Consider the following 17770-nt stretch of genomic DNA (forward strand, 5'->3'; position numbering starts at 1 on the left):
TCATGAGTCAGTTGCAAGGCAAGGTCGCCATCGTCACCGGCGGAGGAAACGGGTTCGGTGAAGGCATCGTCAAGCTGTACGCCAAAGAGGGCGCGAAGGTCGTCATCGCCGACATCAACAAGGAAGCCGCCGACCGCGTGGCCGCCGAAGTCGGCGCCGCCGCGCTTGCCGTCAAAGCCGACGTGTCCAGCCGCGCCGACATCGACAATGCGGTCCGCGTCTGCCTGGAAACGTTCGGTTCGGTCGATATCGTCGTCAACAACGCCGCCATCACCCACAAGAACCAGCCGATGCTGGACGTGGACGAGGCCATGTTCGACCGCATGTTCGACATCAACGTGAAGTCGATCTACCACATGGCGCAGGCCGTGGTGCCCGTGATGCGCAAGCAGAAGCGCGGCGTGATCCTGAACGTGGGGTCGACGGCCGGCATCCGTCCGCGTCCCGGGCTCAGCTGGTACAACGCGTCCAAGGGCGCGGTCAACGTGCTGTCGAAATCCATGGCGGTGGAACTGGGCCCCGACGGCATCCGCGTCAACGCCATCTGCCCCGTGATGGGCATCACCGGCATGTTCGAACTGTTCATGGGCCTGCCCGACACGCCCGAGAACCGCGCGAAGTTCGTCTCCACGATTCCGCTGGGCCGCTTCTGCCAGCCGTCGGACGTGGCGGCGGCAGCCTTGTTTCTGGCCAGCGACGCGGCGGAATTCATCACCGGCGTGGAATTTCCCGTGGACGGCGGCCGTACCGTCTGACCGTTCTTGGCAGGCCCGGCGCCGGCCGGGCCGTCTTCTCTCTATCGTGGGTGTCAGACGCATGAAAATCAAAGCGGCGTTGTTGCGCAACGTAGGGGGGCAAGGTCCCTACGCCCAGACCCGGCCATTGAGCATCACCGAGATCGAACTGGATCCGCCCGGCACGGGCGAAGTCCTGGTGAAGATCAAGGCGGCGGGGCTGTGCCATTCGGACCTGTCGGTGATCAACGGCGACCGTCCGCGCGGCGTGCCCATCGTGCTGGGGCACGAATCGTCCGGCGAGGTGGTGGAAACCGGCCCGGGCGTGACGGACCTGAAACCGGGCGACCACGTCGCCATGGTGTTCGTGCCCAGCTGCGGCTGCTGCAACCCGTGCATGGAAGGCCGTCCTGCGTTGTGCGAACCGGGCGCCGCCGCGAATACCCAGGGCACTCTGCTGGGCGGCGACCGCCGCCTGCACATCGGTGACGAATACATCAACCACCACACCGGCGTGTCCTGCTTCGCGGAATACGCGGTGGTGTCGCGCCGGTCTTGCGTCAAGGTCAACGTCGAACTCAGCCACCGCGAGGCGGCGCTCTTCGGCTGCGCCGTGCTGACTGGCGCGGGCGCGGTACTGAACCGCGCGCGGATCAAGGCGGGCGACACGGCGGCCATCGTGGGTCTTGGCGGCGTGGGGCTGAGCGCCTTGCTGGCGGCCGTGGCCGCCGGCGCTCGCCGCGTGGTTGCCGTCGACCTCAGCGACGAAAAACTGGCGCTGGCCAAGGAGCTGGGCGCAACCCACACCGTCAACCCCAAGCAGGTCAAGACGGACGACGACCTCTTCGACCTGGCCGGCGGTCGCGTGGACTACGGCTTCGACATGGCTGGCGCGGTGCCCGCTTTCGAGACCGCCTACAAGCTGACCCGCCGCGGCGGCGCCACCGTTACGTCGGGCCTGCCCAACCCGAAGTTCAGCTTCCCCTTGTCGCTGTCGCAGATGGTGGGCGAAGAGCGCGACATCCGCGGCAGCTATCTGGGGTCGGGGGTGCCCGCCATCGACATCAGCCGCTACATCGACTTGTACAAGGCCGGCCAGTTGCCGGTAGACCGGATGATGGGCAAATCCTTTTCGCTGGACCAGATCAACGAGGGGTTCGATCACCTCGCTACCGGCGGCAGCCTGCGCGACGCCATCGTTTTCTAAGGGCATAGACCCGACTACAACACTGGAGACAAGACCATGAAAACCTCAAGACTGGCTGCCCTTCTGGGCGCCACCCTGCTGTCAGGCTTCACGGCGCTGGCCAGCGCCGCCGACAAGCCGAAGGAACTGAATATCGGCATTTCGACGTTCCTGTCGGGGTCCGCCTCGGTGTTCGGCGTGCCGGCCCGCGACGCGGCCGAGATCCTGATCCAGGACATCAACGCCGCCGGCGGCATCGACGGCGTCAAGCTCGTTCCCAGCTACATCGACGAAGGCGGCGGCGGCGAAAAGCTCCTGTCCGAATATCGCCGCCTGGCCGAAGGCGGCACGCGCGTCATGCTGTCCGCCATCTCCAGCGGCCATTGCAACATCGTGGCGCCCGTGGCCGAAGACCTGAAAGTGCTGAACGTGCTGTGGGACTGCGGTACCGAAAAGGCGCTGGAAGGCAAGAAGTACAAGTACGTCGTGCGTACCCAGGCCAACGCCACCACCGAAATGGTCGCGCAGGTGCTGTACCTGATGAAGGTCAAGCCCGACTTCAAGACCATCGCCATCGTCAACCAGGACTACGCCTGGGGCCGCGATTCGCGCGACATCTTCCTGGCCGCGCTGAAGAAGTTCAAGCCGGACGTGAAGGTCGTGGCCGAGATGTTCCCCAAGTTCGGCGCCGCCGACTTCTCGACCGAAATCAGCCGCCTGCAGGCGCTGCGCCCGGACGTCATCGTCTCCACGTCGTGGGGCGGCGACCTGGACAACTTCGTGCGTCAGGCTTCCCAACGCAACCTGTTCAAGAACTCCACGTTCGTGCTGTCGCTGGCCGAAAGCTCGCTGGAGCGCCTGGGCAACGCCCTGCCCGAAGGCGTGTACGTCGGCGCCCGCGGCGACCACTACTTCCTGCATCCGGAAACCAAGGACGATCCGCAGCACCAGGCCTTCGTGAAGAAATTCCACGATAAGACCGGCGCCTATCCGATCTACTCGGTCTACCACATGGTGCAGGCCATCCAGGGCCTGAAAGCCGGCTACGAAAAGGCCATCAAGGACAACGGCGGCGCCTGGCCCAGCCCGGAGCAAGTGGCCGCCGCCATGCACGACGTGACCTTCAAGGGCTACGGCCGCGAGGTCAAGATGCATCGCGCCGACGGCCAGGGCCTGGAAGCGCAACTGTTCGGTGTGACCAAGAAGAGCGACAAGTACCCGTTCAAGGTGCTGGCCGACATCACCATCGTGCCGGCCGAACTGGTCACTCCGGGCGTGTCCGACACGTCGATGGAATGGATCGAAAAGAGCCTGACGCCGGACGTGCTGAAAAGCGACCAGATCAAGGTGTTCGCGAACTGATCAATCGGTGTTGTGTGTGTGCAGGGACGTCCCCGGCGAGCAATCGCCGGGGTTTTTTCTACACTCTCGAATTTCCTATCATTTCGAACCGGGCGGCGGACAAAATCCACCGCCCCACCCCACCCCTCAAACCATTTCAAACCGCACATCCACGTTGTCCTTGATTGCTCGCGAATACGGGCACATCTGATGCGCGCCTGCCACCAGCGTCCGCTTCTCCTCCTCGCTCAGTCCCGGCAGCGACACCGCCAGCACGACCCCCAACGCAAAATTCGCCCCGCCGTCGACCTTGCCCAGCGACACGCTGGCGTCGATCGCCACGTCGTTCGGCACGGCGATGCCATGCGCGGCGCCTGCGCGTTTCATCGCACCCATGAAGCATGCCGAATACCCCACCGCAAACAGTTGTTCGGGATTCGTGCCCGGCTTGCCGGACCCGGGCGGGCTGAGTTGCACGTCCAGCGCGCCGTCGCTGCTGCGGCCCGTGCCGTCGCGGCCGCTGGTGGTGTGGGTGTTGGCGGTGTAGAGGACTTCTTCAAGTTGCTTGGCCATGATGGCTCCGGGTGGTGGCGCGGCAGAGCCGCGGGGAGGGAATCGAGCCTGCATTGCAACAAGTGCCTGTATCCGGTTTATGTCGCCAGCGAGCCCCGGCCGTGTTGCCGTGTATCCACCAAGCCGCTGGATACACTGGGATACTCAGCGCCAAGCCCCCGCCCATTGGAAACCCTGCCTCATTTAAAGTATGTTCCGCCCTGCACGGCATTCCGCCGTGTCGCCAGCCACATAAAAGGACATCATGGGCCGTCTTGCCATTCTGGGCGCCTTGCACGAAGAGATCGCCGACCTGCTTGCCGCGATGGATCCGGGCACGACCATTCATCGCATTGCCATGCGCGATTTCCATGTGGGTACGCTGTGGGGCACCCCGTGCGTGATTGCGCTTAGCCGCATCGGCAAGGTGGCGGCGGCTGCGACGGCGTCGATTGTCATCCGGGAATTTCAGGTGTCGCGCGTGTTGTTCACCGGGCTGGCGGGCGGTTTGCATGCGGATGTGGACGTGGGCGATGTGGTGGTGGCCAGCAGTTTGATGCAGCACGATATGGACGCGCGGCCCTTATTCGATCAGCACGAGATTCCTTTGCTGGGGCGTGTGCGCTTCGATGCGGATGCGGGCTTGAGCGCGCTGCTGCATGACCACGCCGGGCAGTTCATCCGGGCGAGAGGGGCGTCGGCGGCCATCGGCCGGGCGACGCTTGCCGCGCCTAATGTCCATTTGGGTCTTATCGCCACGGGGGACGTCTTCGTCAGCCACAACGACGAGGCCCTGGCGCTTCGCAAGCGCCTGCCTGATGCGTTGTGCGTAGAAATGGAGGGTGCGGCGATGGCGCAGGTCTGCTACGAATTCGGGATTCCGTTCGCCGTGATGCGCGTGATTTCCGATCGCGCCGACCATGCCGCAAAGACCGATTTCACGGCGTTCCTGCAGAACGTGGCGCGCGTGTACACCGCCGGGATTATGGAGCCGTTGCTGAAGTCGGGTGCCTTGGCCGGAGACTAGCATCCGCCGCGTACCGGCAGCCTTAACGCGACATGCGGATTTCCGCCGACAGGCCGCCGCCTTCGCGGTTGCTCAAGATCAGCTTGGCGCCCAGCACGTCGGCCAGCTGATGCGCAATGGCCAGGCCCAGCCCCGTGCCGCCGGTGTCGCGGTTGCGTGAGCCTTCCAGGCGGTAGAAGGGTTGCAGCACGTTCGCCAGTTCGTGCTCAGGGATGCCCGGCCCGCGATCCAGCACGAAGATCGACAGCGTCGTATCGGTGCGGGCCAAGACCTGCACGTCGGCGGCATCCGCGAACTTCAGCGCGTTGTCGATCAGGTTGCCCAGTATCCGGCGCAGCGCATGCGGACGAGTCAGCAAGGGGCCGGCCCGGTCGCCAGACAAACTGACCCGCTTGCCGGTGTCCTGGTAGTCGTACACCAGGCTTTCCAGGAAGGCGTTCAGTTCCACGCGTGCCAATGGCTCGACTTTGCCGTGCGCGCTGCGGGCGTAGTCGATGCCTTCGCGCACCAGCCGTTCGACTTCGTTCAGGTCGTTCGTGAGCTTGTCGCGGTCGACGGAATCTTCCATGAATTCCGTGCGCAGCTTCATGCGGGTGATCGGGGTTTGCAGGTCGTGCGAGATGGCGCCCAGCATCTGCATGCGTTCGGCGACGTGCGTGGCGATGCGTTCCTGCATGGCGTTGAAGGCGGCGAGGGCGTGGGTGACTTCGGTGGGGCCACGTTCGTCCAGCGCGGGGCTCTTGCTGTTGGGGTCCAGCGCTTCGGCGGCCTCGGCCAGGCGCGTCAATGGGCGGACCGCCAGCCTTACGGCCAGCCAGGCGCAGCCGATCAGCAAGACCAGTTGCACCGCCAGCACGATCACCAGCCAGGGGGCCAGGCCCATCATGGCAAGGTGGATGTCCAGGGTCACCGGCTGGCCGTCGGACAGCACGACGCGCGCCTGGATGTGCCGGGGATCGTTGGCCATGGCACGGATGGCGACGGGCCGGGCGGGGCCGAGGGCGGCTTCGATGGCTAGCGCCGCCGTGCGGGCGGCCTCCAGCTTCAGGGGCTGGTCGGCATCGCCGTTGCCCAGCAGGTATTCGCGGTCGCCGCTGGACAGGCGCGGCAGCCAGGCGGGGCGCTCGGCGGCGGGCAGGCGGTCAAGAATGTCCATGGCGATGGCGACGTCGCGTTCCAGGTCGCCCAGCATCATGCTTTTAGTGGCGCTGTAGCGTTCGTAGAACAACGACGCGAACGACAAGCCGTACGCCAGCAGCAGGCCGGCCAGGAAGATCAGGAACAGCCGCGCGACCAGCGTGCCGGGCCAGGCGAAGCGACGCGGGGCGTCGGAATTCACTGATCGGATTCCGAGACGTCGACGGCGGCGGCGAACACATAGCCTTCGCTGCGCACGGTCTTGATGTATTGGGGTTCGCGGGCGTCTTCGCGCAGGCGCTGGCGCAAGCGGCTGACCAGCAGGTCGATGGACCGGCCGAAGAAGTCGGCGTCGCGGCCCTGCGTCAGGTTCAGCAGCTGATCTCGGTTCAGCACGCGTTGCGGGTGGTCCAGGAAGACGCGCAGCAGCCGGTACTCGGCGCCGCTGAGCGACACGATGGTGCCGTCGGCGTCCAGCAGGTGGCGGGCGGTGGTGTCCAGGCGCCAGGTGCCGAACGTGATCTCGCGGCCCGGCTCCGTCACCTGGAAGTTGGGCGGCAGCATGCGCGTGCGCCGCAGGATCGCCTTGATGCGGGCCAGCAGTTCGCGCGCCACGAAGGGTTTCACCAGATAGTCGTCGGCGCCCATTTCCAGGCCAAGCACGCGGTCCATGTCGTCGCTGCGCGCCGTCAGCAGCAGGATGGGGATGCGGCGGTGCTTGCCGCTGCGCAATTCGCGGCACAGGACCAGCCCGTCGTCGCCGGGCATCATGATGTCCAGCACGATCAGGTCGACGGACAAGCTTTCCAGCAGCGACCGCATCTGCCGGCCGTCCGCTGCCAGCGTGACGGCCAAGCCGTTCTTCTTCAGGAAGTTGCCGGCCAGTTCGCGGATTTCGCGATCGTCGTCGACGATCATGACGTGATCAACGTGATCCATCGGAGGATGCCTTTTCAGGGTGGGAGGACGTGGCGTTCATGATACTGGGGGCAGGGGATCCCGGCGCGGGCGGGAATTGGCGATCAACTGGCACTGGAATGGCTTGGCGGCTTCGACGGTAAAGCCGCCGAAAAGCAGCAACAGGACGGCAAGAAAGCGTTTCATCGGAGGGGCTCCACAGACTGCGATGAACGGTTTATAGCGCCGCCCGAGCCGGGATGTGTGTCGTACTGTATACGCGCCAGCGGCGGATACATAAGCAGGAAAAACCGCGCCAAACCGGCACAAGCCGGATACGTGCCGCGGGTGCAATGGGGCCTCTTTCCAAAGGACACCCCATGGACCTGATCAACACCCCCATCGCCCTGCTGGCCGGAATGCTGACCATCGCGTCGCCGTGCGTGCTGCCTTTGCTGCCGGTGCTGCTTGGCACCTCGCTTGAACGCCCCGGCCGGATGCGCCCCTTGTTCGTCGTGTCCGGCTTCGTGCTGGCGTTTGCCGGGCTGGGCATCGCGCTCAGCCTGCTTTCCAACCTGAATGCCACGGTGCATGAAGCCGTGCGGTCCACCTCCATCGCGCTGCTGGCGCTGTTCGGCCTGGTGCGCATCTGGCCGCAGCCCTATGACCGGCTGATCGCCCGGTTTGGCGGACCGCTGCAACGCCTGGCGTTCAGCGCCGGCGGATCCGGCAGCGGGAACGCGGGCGGCTTCCTGCTGGGCTTGTCGCTGGGCGCCGTGTGGACGCCGTGCGCGGGCCCCGTGCTGGCGTCGATCCTGGTGCTGGCGGCCAAAGCCCAAGACCTGACGCAGTCCAGCACGCTGCTGCTGGTCTTCGCCATCGGCGCCGGCATCCCGATGCTGGCGATCGCCTACGGCGGGCAGGCCATCGCGGTCCGGGTGCGCGGGCTGTCCCGCTACACGCATCGCTTGCAGCAGGGCTTCGGCGTGCTGCTGATCCTGACGGCGGCAGCCATCTACTTCCAGTACGACATCCTGGCCTACGCCTGGATCAGCAACCTTTTCAATTGAACTTTGCCACTCACCCCAAGGAGTCCGACCATGTTTGCTTCCATCAAGAAGATCGCGCTGGGCGCGTTGATCGCCACGTCGCTGGCGGCGTCCGTGCTGCCCGGCACCGCGCAGGCCGCCGCCACGCCGGTCCCCGCGCCGGAATTCACCGGCATCGAAAACTGGCTGAACAGCCCGCCGCTGACCGTGGCCTCGCAGCGCGGCAAGGTCGTGCTGGTGGATTTCTGGACCTACACGTGCATCAACTGCATCCGCACCCTGCCGTACGTCACCAACTGGCATCAGAAGTACAAGGACCAGGGCCTGGTCGTGGTGGGCGTCCATACGCCGGAGTTCCCCTTCGAACGCTCGACCGCCAATGTCCAGAAGGCGCTGGAACGCTTCAAGATCACGTATCCGGTGGCGCAGGACAACCGCTACGCCACTTGGGAGGCCTATAGCAACCAGTACTGGCCGGCCGTCTACCTGATCGATAAGCAAGGCCAGATCGTCTACCGCCATTTCGGCGAAGGCAACTACGCCGAGACCGAGGCCGAGATCCAGCGCTTGCTGGCGCAACCAGGCTAGGCCGGTGCCAGCAGGGGCTAGCCCCCCATCTGTTCCGCGCACCAGTCGCGGATTTTTTCCAGGGCGGGCGGCGGCGTCTTGCCGTCCAGCGTTATGAACATGAATTCCGAACTTAGCGAAAGCGCCGGCGACAGATGCAATTGCACCAGCTCGCCCCGGTCCAGCAGGGTGCGCGCGACCTGCAGCACGCCGAAGAACACGGCATCCGTGCGGCGAACCACTTCCACCAGGGCGTTCACGTCGTTCGACTGGTACTGGATTGCGTCGTGGAAGTGCGTGCGGTTGCCGAAGTATTCGTTCAAGCGGTGCGTAATGTCGTGGCTCATCGCGCGGCCGCTGGCGGCCAACGGATACTGGCGCAGTTCGGCGAAAGACAGCGCATGGCGGTGCTCCAGCGGATGCCCGGCGCGGCAGACGAAGCCCAGCGGCGTGCGCGGAAACAGGTCGAGCGTCAGGTCGTCGTCCGGCGGGACCTGGGTGCGGTGCAGGATCAGCGCGTCGACCGCGCCTTCGCGCAATTCCTGCAACTGCATGTCGGCGGTGCCTCCACTTAGCTGCACCTTGATGGCGGGATAGCGCTGCATCATGTGCTGCAGCAAGTGCACGGACAGCATGGCGGTCGGGGCGGGCCCCAGGCCCAGACGCAGCGTGCCGGCCTCGACGTTCGCCAGGATGTTGGCGCTGCGTCGCAGTTCGGCCAGTTCGACGCGGACCCGGCGTGCGCGGGCCAATGCCAATTCGCCCAGGGCGGTCAGCGTCTTGTTCTTGCCGCGTTCCAGCAGCGGCCCGCCCAGTTCCTCTTCCAGCGCCTGGATGCTGCGGCTGAGCGCGGGCTGGGTCAGGTGCAGCTTATCGGCGGCGCGGCTGAAGGACTGGGTTTCCACCACGGCCAGGAAGTGATCCAGCTGTTGAAGATTCATGGGGTCGGCCAGAATTATTCATTTTAATTATGGAAGATAAGCTGATTATGCATTGGACGGCAATTAGTGACGCTCCTAAGATCGCTGCTCATCCCGCGTATTCCGACATCCGCCATTCAGTGAGCCGCCATGGTCCCGACGCTGTCCCCCCGTTTTGTCGTCCCGGCCGATTCGACCGGCCCCTTGCGGACGTTGCTGCGCAACGTGATGGCGGCTGTCGGCACGGCCGTTGCGCTATCCTCCGTCGTTTCCGTGCCGGCATCGGCGCAGGCGGTCTTTCCGGCCAAGCCGGTCTCAGTGGTGGTGCCGGTGTCGGCTGGTGGTGCGGCGGATGCGTTGGCGCGGGCCTGGGCCAGCTACGTCTCCAAGGCGATCGGCGGCACGGTGATTGTTGAGAACAAGCCCGGGGCCAACGGCAGCATTGCCGCCGCTTACGTTGCCAAACAGCCGGCGGACGGCTATTCGCTGTTGTTCGGCAGCACGTCGAACATGTCCTTGAATCCCTTCTCGTACAAGACCCTGGCCTACAACCCCGTACGCGATTTTGATCCGGTCACGATGATCGCCGGCACGTCGCAGGTGCTGGTGACGAACCCGGCCAGCGGCATCAAGAGCGTGCAGGACCTGGTCAAGGTGGCCAAGGGCCGTCCGGGCGCCTTGAACTACGGTTCGGCGGGGATGGGCAATTCGACGCATCTGAACGTCGCCTTCCTGGCGCAGCATTTCGGGTTGGAGATGTCGCACGTCCCATACAAGGGGGCGGCGCCCGCCATGATGGATCTGGTGGGCGGGCAGATTGACCTGACGGCGGATGCGCTGTCCGGGGCGATTCCGCAGATCAAGACCGGCAAGGCGGTGCCGCTGGTCGTTTTCGGCAGCCAGCGGGTGGCCGAGCTTCCCGATGTGCCGACGATCTACGAAGTGGGCGCCAAGGATTTTCCCAGCGACGGCTGGTACGGCCTGATGGCGCCCAAGGGCACGCCGCCTGATGTGCTGGCCAAGCTGACCGACGCCACGCGTAAATTCTGGGCAGACGCCGAAGCGCGCGCGCAGATGGCGCAGATCTACATGCTGCCGCCGGCGGAATTCGGCGGCCAGGCGGTGGCACAAGCCATGCAGCGCGAAGCCGCGACCTGGGGGCCGATCATCAAACGGCTGGGCATCCAGAACGACTGACCTCATTCCTTCTTCCTGACCGCGCTGCCGCCATGCCGGCAGCGGCGCCATGCATCGAGCCTTGCCCATGACCGATCTGTCTTTTCCTTCCGATGCCGCGGCCGTTTCCCGCTCCGTCGTCCATCTGCCGCGCAGCGAAGATTTCCTGCTGTGGCCGCCGTGCCTGCAATCCTATGGCTACCGCATCGTGGATCAGTTGTTCGCGACCCGTACCGTGGCACGCGGCGCCGCGGTGCGAGAACTGGCACGTGGACCAGAAGCACGCGTGCAGTATGTGACTGAGGGCGTGGAACGCGGGCTGCCCGAATTCATGGACCGCAACAACGTGGCCGGGCTGCTGGCGATGCGCGACGGGCGGGTGGTGCTGGAACGCTATGGCCTGGGGCTTCAGCCGCATGACCGTTGGTCCACGATGTCCACCATCAAGTCGGTGACGTCGTTGCTGGTGGGCGCAGCCGTGCAAGACGGCGCCATCCGCAGCATCGACGACCCCGTCACGCGCTATCTGCCCGTGATGCGGGGATGCGCATATGAAAACGTGACGGTGCGCCACCTGATGACGATGTGCTCAGGCATGGAATGGACCGAAGACTACACGGATAAGCAGTCGGACGTGAACCGCTACAGCAAGTCGCTGGCCGACAAGGCGCCCGGCGGCGTGCTGGCGTTGCTGCGTGCGTGCCGGCAGCAGCATGCGCCGGGCGCGGTGTGGCACTACAACACCGGCGACACCTATCTGCTGGGAGCGCTGATTTCGGCCGCTACCGGCATGACGCTGGCGGACTACCTGTCGCGGAAAATGTGGCAGCCCTATGGGATGGAGTTCGACGCCTTCTACACACTGGAATCCGAGGGCGGGCAGGAGATCGGCGGCAGCCGCGCCGGCATGACGCTGCGGGACCTGGGCCGCGTGGGCCAGTTCGTGCTGGACGACGGCGTGATCGGCGGCAAGCGGGTATTGCCCAAGGGCTGGATCGAAGAGGCTGGGGCCGTGGCGCACACAGTGCCCGAGGCCTTCCATTCCGCCAGCCGCCAGGCGCTGGGGCTGACGGGGTATGGCTACAGCTGGTGGCTGCGCGAAGACGGCGCGATGATGGCCATGGGCCATTCGGGCCAGCGCATCTACATCGACCGCCGCCATGCGCTGGTGGTGGTGCAGTTGGCCGCCTATCCGGAACCGCGCTACGCCAGCGCGAACGAGCCGGACCGTGACGCGGAACTGAGCCGCGTGATCGCGGCGATCCGGGACGGCGTCTAAGCGGGAGGTCTAGCGGCCCGTATCAGGGTAATTGGGGCCGGCGTCATGGAAGCCGCCGCTGCTGTAGGGATTGACGGCGCCCGGATGGGGCGGGCCGCCATTGCCGGGGGCGCAGCCCGCAAGCAGCAGGGCGGTGGCCAGCAGGGCGAGCAAAGACATCAACGGGGATTTCATGGCGGTCTCCTGCGGCTGCCCAAGGCAGCCGCGTCACGTGCAGCGCACGGTGACGATTATAGGGCGGCGCGCTACACATCCAGCTCCAGCGTGCCGCAACCGCGGGAGACGCAAACCATCATGCTGCGGTTCGCTGCGCGTTCTTCGTCGCTCAGCACGTAGTCGCGATGGTCCACCTGGCCGGACAGGACGCCCGCCTCGCAGCTTCGGCATAGCCCCTCGCGGCAGGCATGCGGCCAGGCGATGCCGGCGGCTTCCAGTACCTCCAGAACGGACGTCCCGGCAGGAACGTCGTAGCGTCCGCCGCTACGGGCCAGGACAAGGGTGAAGCCGGAATTGGGATCGGCGGCGCTAGGTTCCGTTGCGGTCCCGGTTGTGGAGAAGCGTTCAACATGCAGCTGCGCGGCAGGCAGGCGTTGGCGTTCACAGGCCCGCGCTACCGCGTCCATCAACGGCCCGGGGCCACAGCAATAGACATGGGAGCCCGGTTGCAGGACACCGGTCAGATGCGGATCCAGATCGCAGCGCGCGCCGCCTTGTTCATCGTCGAAAGGCAGACGGAGGCGGTCGGCATGGGCCGACAGCTCATTCAAGAACGCGGCGTGCTTGCGGCTGCGCGCGCAGTACAGCAGCGTCCACGATTCCCCGCGTTTTTCGCACGCGAAGATCATGCTCAAGATGGGGGTGATGCCGATGCCGCCCGCGATGAAGTGATGGGCGCGGGCCTGGGGGTGCAGACCGAAAAGCGGGCGAGGCTCGCCAACAGCCAGCAGATCGCCTTCGCGCAACGTGTCGTGGATATGGCGCGACCCTCCGCGCGAATCGGCGGCCAGCCCCACGCCCAAGCGGTACACGCCACGGTCGGCAGGGTCACCGCACAACGAATACTGGCGGACCAGCCCGTTGCCCAATTTCACGTCGACATGGGCGCCCGCCGCATAGGCAGGTAAATCGGCGCCGTCGGGGCTGCGCAACAGCAGCCCCAGCACACCCTCCGCCTCGCGCGTGATCCGGCTGATGATCAGCGGCCGCATGTCAGGCGACTTCCCGGCTGGCGGCAATCGGGATGATGCTGGCTGCCTGTTGCCGCTCTTCTTCAAGCCGCCGGGAGACGACCCAGCGGAATTGCGAAAGCGCGGCGTCGATGGACAGGGGCACCATCTTGAAGTCCGGCGCCAGCGACAAGGAGCGTTGCTGCGCCGTGATGATGTCGCGGTCTTCGTCGAAGGCGTCAACCACGCTTTGGTGGATGGATGCGGTGACTTCAGGCCGGTCGATCGCGAAATTGTGCGGATGCGCGAAGAAGTAGTGGGTCGAGTTCTCCGTTTCCGGCGTCAAGGCCTGACAGCCCCGGAATTCGGCGGCATCAACGCGCTGGCCTTCCTGCGCGCCGGTGCCGGTGGGGGCCATGCCGGAATCCATCAGCAGGATGCCGGGGAGGGTGAAGTTGTAGATGTTCCAGCGGTCGACTCGGCCCGGCCATTGCTTGACCTTGGTGGCGAAGGCGGGGGCTTCCGTGTCGATGGTCCAGCGCGTGATGCGCACGCCGTCAGCCAACTTTTCGACTTTGGGCGACACCGCGGCGTAGTCTTCGCTGCCGCCCAGCGTCGTGGGGTGCACGAACGGCAGATGCGAGAAATCCAGAAGGTTGTCGGCGATCAGCAGATAGTTGACGTCGTAGTGGATGTAGCCGTCCTGGCTGCGCCAGTCGGGATGGTCCAGCCATTGCGTGTCGGGGATCAGGGCCGTGTCGGCGCGTGCCGGGTCCCCCATCCAGATCCAGATCCAGCGGTGCCGTTCTTCAATGGGGAATGTACGTACGCGGGCCTGCGGCGGAATGCGGGGCTGAGCGGGTGCCTCCACGCAGGCGCCCGTCGCATCGAATTTCAGGCCGTGATACAGGCAGCGCACGCAGTCGCCCTCGCGCCTGCCCACGGACAGCGGCGCGCCACGGTGGCAGCAACGGTCTTCCAGCGCCACCAGCCGGCCGGCGCTGTCGCGGTACATCAGCACGGGAACGCCGATGATCGTGCGCGAGAAGAGACCTTCCGTGCCGACTTCCTTGTCCCAGGCAGCCACATACCAGGTGTTTTTGACGAACATGATCGATTCCTATTGCACGTAGCGCCATGCGCCGTTCTTGATCTGGACCATGACGGCGGCGCGTGCGTCATAGCCGACGTGGTCGCTGGCCGATATGGTGGATATGCCTTGCGACGTCACAACGTCCCGGGTGGCTTCCAGCGCGTCGCGCAAGGCAGACCGGAATTCGGGGGTGCCGGGCTTCGCCGAGTCCCGCGCAGCCTTCAATGCCTGTTGAAGCACGATGCTGGCGTCCCATGCATTGGCGGCGAACACCGACATGGAATCCTTGCCGTAGGCGGCTTCGTAGCGTTGCGTCAGGTCGGTGGCGATCGCGCGGATCGGGTTGGCGGCGTCCAGCTGGCTTGCGACCACCACGGGGCCGACGGCGAACACGGCCCCTTCGGCATCTTTGCCGGCGATGCGCAGGAACTCGCGGTTGGCGATGCCGTAGGTCTGATAGATGCCGCCCGGGTAGCCCCGTTCGCGCAGCGACTTCTGGGGCAACGCGCCCGGTGTGCCCGATGCCGCCACCAGGATGGCGTCGGGGCGCGCGCCAAGGAGCTTCAGCGTTTGGGCGGTGACGCTGGTGTCGGTCTTCACATAGCGCTCGGCCGCCACCAGCTTGATGCCGGCCAGTTCGGCCTGCCTGCGGGTTTCGGCCAGCCAGCTGTCGCCGTAGGCGTCCGCAAAGCCGATGTAGCCCAGCGTCTTGATGCCTTGGGCCTTCATATGGGCAACCGTGGCGGCCACCATCAGGTTCTCATTCTGGATGACTTTGAACACCCAACGCCGTTGCGGATCCATCGGTTCCACGATCTTGGCGCTGGCAGCCAGGCTTAATAGCGGCACCTGCTTTTCATGTGCGATGGGCACCAGCGCCAAGGTGGCGGGTGTCACCGATGTGCCGAGGATCACGTCTACCTTGTGTTCGTCGACCAGTCTGCGGAAGGCGCGGGAAGCCTGGGTCGTGTCGGATGCGTCGTCCAGGACGGTGTAGTGGATCGCCTCGCCGCCCAGTTCGCGCGGCAGCAGGTCGATGGCGTTTTTCGCCGGTACGCCCAGCGACGCGGCGGGCCCGGTCAGCGACAGCACGACGCCCACGTTGATGTCGGCAATGGCGGGGCTACAGGAAAGCAGGGCGCAGGAAAACAGGGCCCCTGAAGTGAGGCGGATACGGGGTTTCAAGATTTGTCTCCTAGTCGGAACGCCGATCTGCGCGGCGCTTGACAGCAAGATAGGCAGACGCGGAATATGCGTCAATGTCATGGGTCTAATACTGGAAATGCACGTTATGCATAACGAGAAGTTCGACCTGAACCTGCTTGCCGTTTTCGACAGCCTGCTGCGTGAACGTAGCGTGACACGCGCGGGTGAACAGCTGGGTTTGTCGCAAAGCGCGATGAGCCATGCGGTTAACCGGCTGCGGTCGTTTTTCGATGACCCCTTGTTCGTGAAGACGGGGCAGGGCATGCAGCCCACGCCAAAATCGGAAAGCCTGGCGCCAACGGTGCTGGACCTGATGGCGACGATACGCGCGCAGGTGCTGTCCCAGGCCCAGTTCGATCCTGCCGTGGCCAGGCGCGCGTTCACGCTGTGCATGACTGACATGGGCGAACTCGTGTTCTTGCCGCCGCTGATCAAGCGATTGCGCAAGCTGGCGCCACACTGCACGTTGCGGTCGCGGCAAGTGCCGGTTCCGCAGGTCGAACCCTTGCTGGCGTCAGGCGAAGTGGACCTTGTGCTGGGCTCGCTGCGGGCCGCGCCGTCCGGCTTGTTCCAGCAGCAGCTTTTCATGCATAAGTTCGTCACGCTGGTCAGCGTGAAGAACGCGGAGGTGGGCGACACGATGACGCTCGAGCAGTTCCAACGCATGCCGCAGATCGTGGTGACGTTGGCGGGGCGGTCGTCCGAGGCTTATGACAGCGCGATCGAAGAGCAGGGGATCACACGCAACATCTTCCTGTCGACGCCGCATTTCCTGGTCGTGCCGCTGCTGATCGACCAGCACCCGGACCTGATTGCGACCGTGCCCCAGGAATTGGGTAATGTGTTCGCCGGCTACGGGTCCGTCCGGGTGCTTGAACCGCCCATGCCCTTGCCGTCATTCGCATTGCGCCAGCACTGGCATCCGCGCTTTCATCAAGACCCCGCCATCGTCTGGCTGCGGGAGCTCGTGAAAGAGACCTTCGACGCGTATCCGTTGATACCGGACTAGCCGGTTTTGACCATGACCCCGCTTCCCGGCGGTCAGCTGGCCACCGTTTTCCGCTTGGTCCGAGGCTGATCGCAGCGCTGCCGGTACTTCTGCACCGCCGGGGAATCCGCCGCCTGGAAATACGGGTGCGGGTACTGCGCTTCGCGCATCGCGTCGTGCAGGCGCCGGCCCCAGACGCACTGCGCCCGGGCTTCGTCCCATAGCCGCCCGGCATGTTCCGGCTGGCCGTGCCGCCATAGCGTCAGCCCGTAATCGGCCACGATCTCTTCGTTCCGCGGAATGCCGCGGTACGACTCGCGCATCAGGCGCAGGCCTTCATCGGTGTCGCCCCGCAGCGCCAGGATCCAGCCCAGCGTGCCCTGGTTGTACGGATTGGGGCCGGCGCGGCGGATGGACTCGCGCACTTGCGCTTCGGCCTGTGGCAGATAGTCTTGGAAGTCCGCCAGGTAGTAGGCGATTTCGTTGGCAAGGTCAGGGTCGTCTGCCCGCGGTGCCCGTCCGCGTTTGACCTGGCGGTATTGCAGCGCCAGGGCATCAGCCAGGGCAAGGTCGGGCATGGCCAGCAGGCGTTCCAGGTTCAGGCGGTCTTCCAGCAGGGCCTTGTCTGGACGCTTGAGCGATTCCGGAAAGCGCCACTGGCGTGCGCGCTGCACCCAGTGGCGGGCTTGCTCTTCGTGGCCGGCCATCAGCAGCAGGTGGGCCAGGTCCAGCTGTTGCCGCGGCGTATCGGCGCAGCGCATGGCGGCGATCAATTGTTCCGCGCCCGCTTCGTCGTCCTGGGCGAACTTGCGGTTGACGGCATCCAGCTCGCCGAAGCAGATGCGGTTATCGGTGGTCCGCGATTCGATGGACAGGGAAATCGCGGCGGCCGGCATGTCGTGGCTGAAGTAGGCCGTGCCGCCCTGGCGGGTCGTGTAGCCCAGGTCGACCCATTGCTCGCCCCAGCGTTGGCGCATCGTCAGGATGTATGGCCACGCGGGCAACGGTTCATTGTCGCCGCTTGCGCTCAGCTGGAAGAAATGGCCCCACGGGCCGTCGCCGATGCGGCGGATCAGCGTGAAATCGCTGGCGGCGTGCGGTTGCGCGGTCCAGATCCAGGCAGTGCGGCCCTGCGCGTCGGTGACGCCGTGCAAGATGCCGTCGCCGCTGGGCGTGCCGTGGATCTTTTCGCCCTTGGCGGTCAGGAACAGGCGGTACGGGGTGTTGGCGGCGGGCTTGAACGTGTCGCCGTCGTACACGCCGAACGTCAGGCTGCGGCCGTGGCTGCCTTCGCCGTATTCGGGCATGCCGGCCGGGGGCGACGCCGTGCGGGCAGAGGATTTGACGGGGGCGGGCGTGTCGGCGGCTAGCGCGGCGGGCGGCATCAGCCATAGCGCGGCGGCGAGTACTAGCGCGGTGATCGGGGTGTGCTGCAAGGACGTCATAGGGACT

At 65.4% G+C, this 17770-nt stretch carries 19 protein-coding genes and 1 pseudogene; 9 read left to right on the forward strand and 11 right to left on the reverse strand.

What is annotated here, in order from left to right; genetic code table 11:
- The first annotated feature begins 2 nt into the window (after positions 1-2).
- From A9973_RS15080 to A9973_RS15090, 3 genes are all read left to right on the forward strand, one after another.
- Positions 3-755 (forward strand): glucose 1-dehydrogenase, encoded by a 753-nt coding sequence (locus tag A9973_RS15080; RefSeq protein WP_183014553.1) that lies wholly within the window; start codon positions 3-5, stop codon positions 753-755.
- A gap of 61 nt (positions 756-816) precedes the next feature.
- The gene (locus tag A9973_RS15085; RefSeq protein WP_183014554.1) at positions 817-1941 is read left to right on the forward strand and encodes a zinc-dependent alcohol dehydrogenase family protein; all 1125 of its coding nucleotides are present in this window, start codon (positions 817-819) and stop codon (positions 1939-1941) included.
- 36 nt (positions 1942-1977) lie between these two features.
- Positions 1978-3282 carry an ABC transporter substrate-binding protein gene (locus tag A9973_RS15090; protein ID WP_183014555.1) on the forward strand — a complete coding sequence of 435 codons (1305 nt, stop codon included), beginning with the start codon at positions 1978-1980 and terminating at the stop codon, positions 3280-3282.
- Positions 3283-3408: 126 nt separating this feature from the next.
- Here the strand turns inward: A9973_RS15090 and A9973_RS15095 are convergent, their stop codons facing one another.
- Positions 3409-3834 (reverse strand): organic hydroperoxide resistance protein, encoded by a 426-nt coding sequence (locus A9973_RS15095; protein WP_183014556.1) that lies wholly within the window; start codon positions 3832-3834, stop codon positions 3409-3411.
- Between the two features lie 244 nt (positions 3835-4078).
- On the opposite strand from A9973_RS15095, the gene A9973_RS15100 reads away from it, so the two are divergent.
- The gene (locus tag A9973_RS15100) at positions 4079-4840 is read left to right on the forward strand and encodes a 5'-methylthioadenosine/adenosylhomocysteine nucleosidase (protein WP_183014557.1); all 762 of its coding nucleotides are present in this window, start codon (positions 4079-4081) and stop codon (positions 4838-4840) included.
- A 22-nt stretch (positions 4841-4862) separates the two neighbouring features.
- Here A9973_RS15100 and A9973_RS15105 read toward each other — a convergent pair whose 3' ends face one another.
- From A9973_RS15105 to A9973_RS31155, 3 genes are read right to left on the reverse strand one after another with little or no spacing between them, the layout of a single operon-like run.
- Positions 4863-6179 (reverse strand): ATP-binding protein, encoded by a 1317-nt coding sequence (locus tag A9973_RS15105; RefSeq protein WP_183014558.1) that lies wholly within the window; start codon positions 6177-6179, stop codon positions 4863-4865.
- Positions 6176-6916 (reverse strand): response regulator, encoded by a 741-nt coding sequence (locus A9973_RS15110; RefSeq protein WP_183014559.1) that lies wholly within the window; start codon positions 6914-6916, stop codon positions 6176-6178. Before A9973_RS15110 ends, A9973_RS15105 begins: the two co-directional genes overlap by 4 nt.
- Before the next feature lie 36 nt (positions 6917-6952).
- Entirely contained in the window at positions 6953-7081 is a 129-nt protein-coding gene (locus A9973_RS31155; protein ID WP_255469166.1) for a hypothetical protein, read from the reverse strand.
- Positions 7082-7254: 173 nt separating this feature from the next.
- Between A9973_RS31155 and A9973_RS15115 the strand changes: the two genes are divergently transcribed.
- The gene (locus tag A9973_RS15115) at positions 7255-7944 is read left to right on the forward strand and encodes a cytochrome c biogenesis CcdA family protein (protein WP_183014560.1); all 690 of its coding nucleotides are present in this window, start codon (positions 7255-7257) and stop codon (positions 7942-7944) included.
- A 30-nt stretch (positions 7945-7974) separates the two neighbouring features.
- Positions 7975-8511: a thioredoxin family protein gene (locus A9973_RS15120; protein WP_183014561.1), complete on the forward strand. Its 537-nt coding sequence runs from the start codon at positions 7975-7977 to the stop codon at positions 8509-8511.
- 17 nt (positions 8512-8528) lie between these two features.
- On the opposite strand, the gene A9973_RS15125 is transcribed toward A9973_RS15120, so the two are convergent.
- Positions 8529-9431, reverse strand: a complete 903-nt coding sequence (locus A9973_RS15125; protein ID WP_183014562.1) for a LysR family transcriptional regulator — start codon at positions 9429-9431, stop codon at positions 8529-8531.
- A gap of 129 nt (positions 9432-9560) precedes the next feature.
- On the opposite strand from A9973_RS15125, the gene A9973_RS15130 reads away from it, so the two are divergent.
- Positions 9561-10607, forward strand: coding sequence for a tripartite tricarboxylate transporter substrate binding protein (locus tag A9973_RS15130; protein ID WP_255469167.1), 1047 nt, complete (start codon positions 9561-9563; stop codon positions 10605-10607).
- 67 nt (positions 10608-10674) lie between these two features.
- A complete protein-coding gene (locus tag A9973_RS15135) occupies positions 10675-11865 on the forward strand; it encodes a serine hydrolase (RefSeq protein ID WP_183014563.1) in 1191 nt (396 codons plus the stop codon).
- Between the two features lie 9 nt (positions 11866-11874).
- Here the strand turns inward: A9973_RS15135 and A9973_RS15140 are convergent, their stop codons facing one another.
- The 5 genes and pseudogenes from A9973_RS15140 to A9973_RS31370 all read right to left on the reverse strand — a co-directional run.
- Positions 11875-12039 carry a hypothetical protein gene (locus A9973_RS15140; RefSeq protein ID WP_183014564.1) on the reverse strand — a complete coding sequence of 55 codons (165 nt, stop codon included), beginning with the start codon at positions 12037-12039 and terminating at the stop codon, positions 11875-11877.
- A gap of 71 nt (positions 12040-12110) precedes the next feature.
- Positions 12111-13073, reverse strand: a complete 963-nt coding sequence (locus A9973_RS15145) for a PDR/VanB family oxidoreductase (protein ID WP_183014565.1) — start codon at positions 13071-13073, stop codon at positions 12111-12113.
- Position 13074: 1 nt separating this feature from the next.
- The gene (locus tag A9973_RS15150) at positions 13075-14142 is read right to left on the reverse strand and encodes an aromatic ring-hydroxylating dioxygenase subunit alpha (RefSeq protein WP_183014566.1); all 1068 of its coding nucleotides are present in this window, start codon (positions 14140-14142) and stop codon (positions 13075-13077) included.
- 9 nt (positions 14143-14151) lie between these two features.
- Entirely contained in the window at positions 14152-15309 is a 1158-nt protein-coding gene (locus A9973_RS15155) for an ABC transporter substrate-binding protein (protein WP_370539489.1), read from the reverse strand.
- Between the two features lie 85 nt (positions 15310-15394).
- A pseudogene (locus A9973_RS31370) lies at positions 15395-15463 on the reverse strand (hypothetical protein); the annotation flags it as partial.
- On the opposite strand from A9973_RS31370, the gene A9973_RS15160 reads away from it, so the two are divergent.
- Entirely contained in the window at positions 15437-16339 is a 903-nt protein-coding gene (locus A9973_RS15160; protein ID WP_370539492.1) for a LysR family transcriptional regulator, read from the forward strand. The pseudogene A9973_RS31370 and the gene A9973_RS15160 overlap by 27 nt on opposite strands.
- Positions 16340-16371: 32 nt before the next feature.
- Here the strand turns inward: A9973_RS15160 and A9973_RS15165 are convergent, their stop codons facing one another.
- Positions 16372-17763: a hypothetical protein gene (locus A9973_RS15165; RefSeq protein WP_183014569.1), complete on the reverse strand. Its 1392-nt coding sequence runs from the start codon at positions 17761-17763 to the stop codon at positions 16372-16374.
- Positions 17764-17770 lie beyond the last annotated feature (7 nt).

This window comes from Achromobacter sp. UMC46 (assembly GCF_014170335.1).
GTDB lineage: Bacteria > Pseudomonadota > Gammaproteobacteria > Burkholderiales > Burkholderiaceae_B > Achromobacter.

Excerpts from the sequence above, each read along its gene's own strand:
- A9973_RS15110 (WP_183014559.1), bottom strand. The coding sequence starts at position 6,916 with ATGGATCACGTTGATCACGTCATGATCGTCGACGACGATCGCGAAATC.
- A9973_RS15130 (WP_255469167.1), top strand. The coding sequence starts at position 9,561 with ATGGTCCCGACGCTGTCCCCCCGTTTTGTCGTCCCGGCCGATTCGACC.
- A9973_RS15115 (WP_183014560.1), top strand. The coding sequence starts at position 7,255 with ATGGACCTGATCAACACCCCCATCGCCCTGCTGGCCGGAATGCTGACC.
- A9973_RS15100 (WP_183014557.1), top strand. The coding sequence starts at position 4,079 with ATGGGCCGTCTTGCCATTCTGGGCGCCTTGCACGAAGAGATCGCCGAC.
- A9973_RS15150 (WP_183014566.1), bottom strand. The coding sequence starts at position 14,142 with ATGTTCGTCAAAAACACCTGGTATGTGGCTGCCTGGGACAAGGAAGTC.
- A9973_RS31155 (WP_255469166.1), bottom strand. The coding sequence starts at position 7,081 with ATGAAACGCTTTCTTGCCGTCCTGTTGCTGCTTTTCGGCGGCTTTACC.
- A9973_RS15145 (WP_183014565.1), bottom strand. The coding sequence starts at position 13,073 with ATGCGGCCGCTGATCATCAGCCGGATCACGCGCGAGGCGGAGGGTGTG.
- A9973_RS15090 (WP_183014555.1), top strand. The coding sequence starts at position 1,978 with ATGAAAACCTCAAGACTGGCTGCCCTTCTGGGCGCCACCCTGCTGTCA.
- A9973_RS15125 (WP_183014562.1), bottom strand. The coding sequence starts at position 9,431 with ATGAATCTTCAACAGCTGGATCACTTCCTGGCCGTGGTGGAAACCCAG.
- A9973_RS15140 (WP_183014564.1), bottom strand. The coding sequence starts at position 12,039 with ATGAAATCCCCGTTGATGTCTTTGCTCGCCCTGCTGGCCACCGCCCTG.
- A9973_RS15080 (WP_183014553.1), top strand. The coding sequence starts at position 3 with ATGAGTCAGTTGCAAGGCAAGGTCGCCATCGTCACCGGCGGAGGAAAC.
- A9973_RS15165 (WP_183014569.1), bottom strand. The coding sequence starts at position 17,763 with ATGACGTCCTTGCAGCACACCCCGATCACCGCGCTAGTACTCGCCGCC.
- A9973_RS15120 (WP_183014561.1), top strand. The coding sequence starts at position 7,975 with ATGTTTGCTTCCATCAAGAAGATCGCGCTGGGCGCGTTGATCGCCACG.
- A9973_RS15135 (WP_183014563.1), top strand. The coding sequence starts at position 10,675 with ATGACCGATCTGTCTTTTCCTTCCGATGCCGCGGCCGTTTCCCGCTCC.
- A9973_RS15095 (WP_183014556.1), bottom strand. The coding sequence starts at position 3,834 with ATGGCCAAGCAACTTGAAGAAGTCCTCTACACCGCCAACACCCACACC.
- A9973_RS15085 (WP_183014554.1), top strand. The coding sequence starts at position 817 with ATGAAAATCAAAGCGGCGTTGTTGCGCAACGTAGGGGGGCAAGGTCCC.